The sequence below is a fragment of the Ruegeria sp. YKSF131 genome, assembly GCF_059612645.1.
Genome location: NZ_JBXWQZ010000103.1, coordinates 1 through 7,769, shown reverse-complemented (window position 1 = coordinate 7,769; position 7,769 = coordinate 1). Strand labels below are relative to the sequence as shown.

Genomic DNA, 7,769 nt, shown 5'->3' with positions numbered 1-7,769 from the left:
GGTGAAAGGCCAGCCAGGAGGCGATGCGCCGGTCCAGCGTTGAGGGGGCCGGGCAGGCCGGCGACTTGCGCAATCCCTGCGCGATCAGTGCCTCGACCGTCTGGCGGGCGCGATCGTCCACCGGCACGCCCGTCAGGTCGCGCGCATGATCGAGGATAAAGGCCAGTGCGGTGGCTTCGCTTTCGGGCCAGTCCAGAGTCGTGCCAAAGCGCAAAGCCTTCCACGCGGTGATATAGAGCAGGTCGCGCTCATAAGCGCGCAGCGTATTGGCTGGCGTACCGCGCACATAAAGATCGGTGAGCGCCTCCTGATCGGCCTGGGGGAGGGCAGCGGAGGGGCTGGGAAGATAAGGCGCAAGAGGCTTCATGAGGCACATTCTGCGCCCATTTCCCGGCAAAATCAATCAAACGTGATAAGGGATACTTATCAACTCTAATTGACAGAATTTCAAAAAAAGCAAAGCGCTAAACAATTTGGTTATATTTTGTCTATTATGTTGGTAATATATTGATTAAAAGCTAAAAACTTTTCAAATTCTAAAACAACTGCTCTTCCGTGAAGCTATGTATCTGTTGCGGACTTTTGGTCATTGGACGTTCCAAGATATAGAATGTCACTCAGGTCATGGCTTGGGTTTCGACTGGTAATCGCTGAGATCAATGGGTCTTTGTTCTGGGTTCAAAGAGTTCTGCGTTGGCCCGCCGTTTTTCGATTATTAATGTTTGCCTATAGCCTCGAAGTGCTGCGCGCCGCGCATCGGATACTGTTGGGGTTCCTTCGCCCGGCCAAGTGACCAACCAGACACGAGCACTTGGATGAGCACGCAAGGCGGCCTCATGCTCCGATACAATAAAATTAGCGTCGTTGATGTAATAGAACAGAGGTGTATCCGTCCAGTCGCGTGCCTGCCGCATAAAGACAAGGTCATCAGGGCGCATTTCAGGCAGCATCGCTTGTGCAATTCCCTGGTAATCGTTTGGAGCACCGGGCTTTTGGGCGGCATAAGGTATACTGAACACAAACACGATGACGCATATCCCTATCGACACCAGCCTGAGGGGCGGGCGTCGGAACATCCAGACGGCTCCCGCTGCACAGAGGATTAGATAGTAGGGTATGAAGAGTAAAAAGGCCCGGTCGGCCAGAACATATACCTTGTAGGACGCCACAAAAATGATCAGCGGAGAAGCCACGGCAAGAAGCCATAGGAGCAAGGTTCGTTCCTGAGGGTAGTGCAGGGTTTTCGATGGCAGTCTCGGGATTAGCGCGCGCCATGCCGTGCCCATGGTCGGAATAAGGAGCGCAAGAAAGGGTAAAACGGACATTGCCGTCAGCAATTCGGTCCGGCGGTGAGCGATTGAGGCAAGCCACAGCATGAAACAGGCTGAACAGATAGCTGCAAAACCCAAAATCCAAAAAGGAATGTTTCGCTCCAAGCTTACAACCGGCGCTTCGCGCTTTGGCGCTCTCAGACTGGCTGCCAGCAACACGAGGGCAAAGATAAGAATAATCCAGGTCCAGGCTGGTCCGATCTGTAGCATCGGAATGATGCGGTGATCCTTCGCATATAGAAACCCGAAGGAGAAGTATTCTACCAGAAATTCGGGATTTGGATCGCGTACCGCAGTTTTTCGCGCGCGGTAAACTGCATGCGTCAGTGCTGGCGCGGACAGGATGAAGGCTAGGGCTTGTATTTGGAACAGCCTGGGGGTCCGCCACCGATGCGCAAGATATTCAACCTCTACATTGGGCCGGGGCAGAACCAATATTGTCCAGAACAGGTGAAGCAGGATCAATGGCCAGAAGAACTCGACCGTCAGAATTCCGGCCATGACCGAAGCAACATAAGCAATCTCGATTCCAGGTCTCGGTCTGCGTGTCCTTACAAGGGTAATCAAAAGCCAGGTTGCTAAGAGTGACAGGAAAGCCCCGGCAACATACATGCGGGCCATCTGGCTCCATGCGATGTGAAAGCCATGGAGCGCCAGCAATAGCGCGGCCAGGCATGCCACGGTCGATCCGAATACGCTTCGCGCGATCAGGAAAATCAGCGGGATGGAGCCCAAGGCAAACAGGACACCCGGAAACCGTAGCGCGAGATGAGAGGTTCCGAACGTTTTGGTCCAGCCCAACATGGCCACATACCACCCCATGGGGTGCGGCTCGTCATGAAAGTGCCACCAGATCGTTTCCGTAAGCCCAAGCCGTGGGGGGGGCTCGGAGATGCCGGGAACAAGAGGGATACCGGGAACATAGATTTCCGGATGAGAAAGACTGCGGGATTCAATTCCCCATAACCGCAAGATAATCGTCAATACAATTGTGATTGCCAGCGCAATGAAGACGGCCACGTTTCGGCGCTCACGCCTAATTAGGAACACGCTATCTTTTTCGAGTATGCTCATGATTTCTATTTAGCAAAAACCAAGTGTGCCCGGTGGTGACAGGGTCAAATATTCTCGGTTAACATTACAATAAGTGCCCTGAATTAGAAATATTTGCGATGGGGATGCATAGGCTCGTGACCCTAACACCCGCTGTCGGATATGGCTTTCAGGGCTTTCTCGCCGTGAGGTTGAGATATGTAACGTGACCATCCCAGGGAATAAGTCTCTCCGTTTTGTGCCCTGTTGACGAATGTAGCGACAATCTGACCAGTGCTATTGAGTGCGAATACGCGGCCACGGTTTGCTTCTTCGAAAATCAAGTGCCCGGACGGTGTGAAATCCTGCAAACCTTCCGATACTGTCGCGGCCCCCAAACCTTCCAATGCCGCACGAAAGGGGCTTTCCACTGAACCATCCTCAAAATCATAGATCAAAGTTTCGCTTATGCCTTCCACACGTGCGCCAAGTCCGCGATCATAGGCATTATTGTTGAACACGGCGATCCGGTGATCATCAAGGATGTCCACGTCATGCTGCGACAACCAGGGGCCTGCCTGGGACCAGATGATTTCGTGAGTCGACGGCCGGTAAAGCATAACAAGAGACGGCGTGCGCAAACTTAGAAACAGGTCTCCTTTTTTCCAATGAGGCCCATTGGTAAGAACCGGCTCGATGTCGTTCAGGTGCATTGGGTCGTGATAAAAATTGGCGGCGGGGAATAGCAGGTGGCGCAAACCGTTGCTATCTAAAATTTCATCCAGCGCCTCTTCGAAGACCACTTCGCCTTTGGCGTTTACCCGCACCAGAGATTCGCGGGCAAATTTAGGTGACAGGTTTTCAGGCCAGTCATTCAGCTTGTAACTTGGGATCCAGAAACCGCCCTGTCCGTCAGGGCTGGTTGAATGGTGAAACAAATATTCGCTTCGTGACCATCGGACGTCACCGCAAGGTGTTAGCATGAACAGCGGCGCAATGTGGTTTTTGACCAGAAGATCCCCTTCTTCGGTCAGGTACGGGTGGATATAGCGAAAATAGGCGTTATTCCAGTTTTCGTAGCGTGCGAACCCATCAAATTCTGGAAGTCGGTTAACAGTGGCCAGCAACGCTTCGGGCTCTGGTGACCAGGTTCTGAGAATCTCTCCGGTCTCCAGAGACATCAACTCGATCACGTGTCGCGCCTGATCGCCGTTATAGCGGCTTAGTAACAAGTACCCGGTCAACCCGCCGGAGCCAGGCGGTTGCCTCCATGACCATCCGGCGGGCAAATCTTCATCCGCGGAAAGACGAAGAAAGGGCATCATTTTGGTGTCTGGCCGCCCAATCTGCTTAATTGCTTGCCGTGCATTCTCTGGGATTTCGGCCAACGTCAGGGCCGCTTCACCTATCGCTCCGAAGTGATCGCCGCCCCGGTCTTCATTTCCCCGCTCTTCGTCGAGAACGACCGCACCAAATAAGACCATGCCTAACAGCCCCGTGACCAGAACCAGTCCCAGGACCCAAAGCTCGACTTTCTTAAAAAGAAGCTTTTCCATCGCGGGTTTTGACCTTGAGATGATAAGCTCAAAAAATGAAAACGTATGAATTCTGGGGACCTTACACCAAAACAGGTCGTTTTTCAAAAAACTGCAACCATCCATCAGAATGCAGGTGATCCCCTGAGGGATTAAATCACTTTTTCAGCCAGGCAGTTAGATGTCTTGAGCTTTACCTTGTCTGTAGGAAAATATGATCAGGGTGAGAGCTTTAAAGCAGGTGTTCGCAGCGATTGTCATGGGGAGGATCTATTAATTACCCCAAGTTTCGCTACCTCACGGCCAGTTTATCAAGATTGGCGTAGAGCGCGTTCGCCGTGTGCAGCAATTCGGCGTCAAACAAGTGATCAGGGGTTTGGTCTGGTGTGTTGCGAAAATAGTTGTCGAAGCACTGGCCTTTTCGGGGAAGCTCCAGCGTCTCGCACAAAGCGTGCATTGTCTGATCAGGACGGACTCTGAGATCATCCTGCGTGACGATCAAGCATATGTCGCTTTGCTTTTCGACGTGGCGAAAGGCTGCAATCCAGTAGTGCAGCCAGTAATCCGGCTGTTTGGGGCCGGTCTGGCCGGGGTCGAACGTGTCGAACGCAATGGGCCGGTGCAGCAGGCCAAATTCGAGATGCCCTATGTCCAGCATATAGCGGCGAACGAAATCATCTTTGGCCTGAAGGTTAAGAAAGTTTTTATGCTGGCGCAGCAGTGAGGCCGCATGTGCGGCCGGTCGGCGCAGCGGGACAATGATGTCGCAGCCGGGGAAATAAGACGGCAACACATTTAATCGCGCGATGTTTGCGTTATTCTTCGACAGATATCGCGCCTGCGCCTGCCCGGGGCGCCGTAGCGCAACGATCTTGTCAAAATGTCTACGCAGCCGATCACAGGCTGGTTCGTTCTTGCCACCCTCTTGCCAAAGGTCGATGGCTTTCTGGTGATATTTGTCCGGCCAGTAGAGGCGCCATAGCACTTCGTCAAATGCCTCGGGGCTGTCGAGGTCAATCTCAAGCCCGTCACCATGGGCTCGTTCGCGGCGCGTCACCCGATCTGATCGTTTTCCGCCGAGGACTGACCAGAGGTAGGGGGCGGTGATAAATGGCATGTCCCGGTATTGGTGCGTTGCGATCACGGGCATATCAAAAAATGCGTTCAAGAGCGCGGTTGTGCCACCTCGGGCCAGGGAAGTGATGAAGATCGGAGGTCGTGATCCCCTTGTCTTATTGGTGCACCCAAAGACCCTGTCATCTGCGGCCGCCAGGGATTTCATTAATAATGGCGTCGAAAAAGCCAAAGCGTGAACCAGGCGGTCACCTTCCGAATAGGCTTCGGTTTCGGAGGGCTTGCTTCCAGGCAAACGCTTCGAGACGAACCGGGCGATAAGGATCGCTGCTGCAGTGACGACGACGATATAATCAAGGCGGAGCATCAGCCCCATCACCTCATCGGTGGTTGCAAGGCCAGCGATATCAGCCAGAAGTATTGGTGTTCCGGCAGCGGCAAGCGACAGGCCGAAACGCCAGGCGAGTTGCCAGACGCCTTTCAAGAGCTCGAACGCGGCGCGGCGAACGGCGACCTCTTTCTCTTCATCTGTGGTTTCCGCGTCAAACATCGCAGAAACCCCGCGAACCGAGGATGCAACCAAAGACCGGGCCGCCGGAACAACTCCGGTCTTCAATAGGCCTATTGCAAATCCAAGAACCGCCAGCAGCGAGACGCAGAAAGCGATCATCAATGACGCTCGTCAGGTGGGGTCTCAGCGGTCCTGGCGTTGCGACGGGCATTCAGTGCCCGCTTGATCGGGAACCAAAGAAAGCCGGCAATCAGCAAAACCACGACAACCAGCAGGGCCAGGGCCAGGCCAATCGCGCCGAGACCGGCCCCCGGCCCTATATACGCATGAGCTGGCGTGGCACATGCAAGGCTGACCAAAGCAAATGCAGCGCTCGCTGTAACTGAAAATCGTCTGTTCATGATTTGCTCCTGAGTAATTTCGGGTCCAACACGCCTTTATCAAGCGCGGCCGATGGCCTTTTTTGCGATTTCATTTGTCACAGGACGGCAGCGTGTCAAAGTAATCGGGCGGAACATGAACGGCCGTTGTGATGATCGAATTGTAGTCGTCAGTCAGTATGTTCGACAATTCGCGCACCAAATCCCCGTCTGCCGTCACCTCGATCACCCGGCCCTCCATTGGTGAGGAGATCAGCCAATTGCCATTGGGCAGCCGTTCCTGCTGCCCCATGATGAAACTGTCGAAGACCAATTCGGATCCCGCGAATTTATCGCGCACCTCACCGGTTTTCATATCCATTTCAATAATGGAGGATCGGCGGCGATCGGTATTGTTCGAGTATACCGTAATTGTGCCATCGGGATGAAAATCCGCATCGTGCTGGTGCTCCCACGGCCCCGCTTTGTGCCATTTCAGACGCTTCGTCTTCCGATCGACAACACCAACCAGATCGATTGCTCGGTGTGACATGATAAGGTCACCTGCAGAGAATTGAGGGAATGCCCCGGCCCATTCCGATGGCAGGACTTCGACATCATTTGGGTGAATGATGTCCGGGATTTCATCGGCCTCTGCATCCCAGCGCCACTTGAAACCGTTGGGAATACGGAATGCCAGTTGCGCCTTAGGGTCAGGAAGGATGACGTCTTTCGCCAGGTCAATGCTCTCAAGCGTTTCTCCGGTTTCCGCATCAATCCGGGCCATTTGCTGATCGTGCCCGCCATCCCAGATTTTGGAGGTCCAGGTCCAGAAGCCGCCAAGGTCGGGATCTTCGGTCAGCGAATGGTGAAAGACCATATCTGTGCGCCGCCATATGATGTCGCCGCATGTATCAAACCTCGCCATGCCCATGCTGTCGTCGAAATTGGCAAGGATCGACCCATCGGGCAGAGGGCGAATGGCGTGCACGAATTCGGCTTCGTTCCCACCTTCGATAACTTTTGAATGATCAATCTTCCACGTGTGCAGCACGTTGCCTTCGGTATCGATGAGGTCCGTGAGATAGCCGGGCGCGGGATTGGCGATCCGGTTGATCAGCACATAGCCGGGCGCGACTTTATCAGCCTGGTGCACGACGTATGAATCCGATGGCATGCGCGCCGGGCGCTGGAGGTAGGTTCCGCCCGGGACTATATACCCGGTGGCTCTCCACGATCTGATGGCCTCTTTGGTCTCTGAGAATGCTTTCCAGGGCTCCCAGTTTTTGTGGGTCGTCCACATCCCTAAAATAAACGAAAAGACAGCAACGAGTAAGATTGCGGAGATGTATGAAACAATACGCATTGGCGAAACCTAGATTACAATCGTTACTGTGTATTTGTCCTCCGCAGCCCGAGCCAAGTCAACGCAGGAGTCCCGTCGCGTTGCCATTGGCGCTGAACTCTGACCTTTTTGTCTGAATACTCCTGATTGTTCGTGATCGTTTGCCCGTATTGACTAGTTGTATTGTGCTTTCCAAGACGTTTAGGGAATATGCGATTTGGAAATGTGAAGCTGCCATGGCTGCCGTGAAAGCGGGACTGATACTGAGGTCATGCTTCGAACGAGCAATGCAGTGGCGGGATCAAGAAACGGCATCTGGAGTCCAAATGGATTTGTTTTGCAGAGGCTGGGAGTGGATGACACATTGAGAAGTAATGACTAAAATAAAGACAATGGTTTGAGAGAAGGTGTCGTTTGTTTTCATTGGTTTATGCGGTTTCTGATTGGGCTCCTTTATGAGTGATGATACCAGAGCGCCAGCTTGGGTTTTGTTGCTTACGGCTGCGGTTCTCGCAGCTTTACTTTTTTTGCCGACCGTCGGGATTGGTGTCGTGCGGTCCGGTTTCAATCCGGATGAGTGGA

The 7,769-nt window shown here is 53.4% G+C and carries 6 protein-coding genes and 1 pseudogene; all 7 read right to left on the bottom strand.

Features of this window, described 5'->3' with window-relative positions; genetic code table 11:
• A pseudogene (locus tag AC2FLZ_RS21320) lies at positions 1 to 367 on the bottom strand (tyrosine-type recombinase/integrase); the annotation flags it as partial.
• A gap of 289 nt (positions 368 to 656) precedes the next feature.
• Entirely contained in the window at positions 657 to 2,153 is a 1,497-nt protein-coding gene (locus tag AC2FLZ_RS21315) for a glycosyltransferase family 39 protein (RefSeq protein ID WP_480555492.1), read from the bottom strand.
• 374 nt (positions 2,154 to 2,527) lie between these two features.
• Positions 2,528 to 4,006 (bottom strand): arylsulfotransferase family protein, encoded by a 1,479-nt coding sequence (locus AC2FLZ_RS21310; protein ID WP_480555410.1) that lies wholly within the window; start codon positions 4,004 to 4,006, stop codon positions 2,528 to 2,530.
• Between the two features lie 184 nt (positions 4,007 to 4,190).
• Positions 4,191 to 5,642, bottom strand: a complete 1,452-nt coding sequence (locus tag AC2FLZ_RS21305; protein ID WP_480555409.1) for a hypothetical protein — start codon at positions 5,640 to 5,642, stop codon at positions 4,191 to 4,193.
• Positions 5,642 to 5,884, bottom strand: a complete 243-nt coding sequence (locus tag AC2FLZ_RS21300; RefSeq protein WP_496754292.1) for a hypothetical protein — start codon at positions 5,882 to 5,884, stop codon at positions 5,642 to 5,644. Before AC2FLZ_RS21300 ends, AC2FLZ_RS21305 begins: the two co-directional genes overlap by 1 nt.
• A 70-nt stretch (positions 5,885 to 5,954) precedes the next feature.
• On the bottom strand, positions 5,955 to 7,019 hold the full coding sequence (locus AC2FLZ_RS21295) for an arylsulfotransferase family protein (RefSeq protein WP_496882744.1): 1,065 nt from the start codon (positions 7,017 to 7,019) through the stop codon (positions 5,955 to 5,957).
• A gap of 469 nt (positions 7,020 to 7,488) precedes the next feature.
• The coding region (locus AC2FLZ_RS21290) for a hypothetical protein (RefSeq protein WP_496882743.1) at positions 7,489 to 7,769 on the bottom strand (281 nt) is incomplete at its 5' end.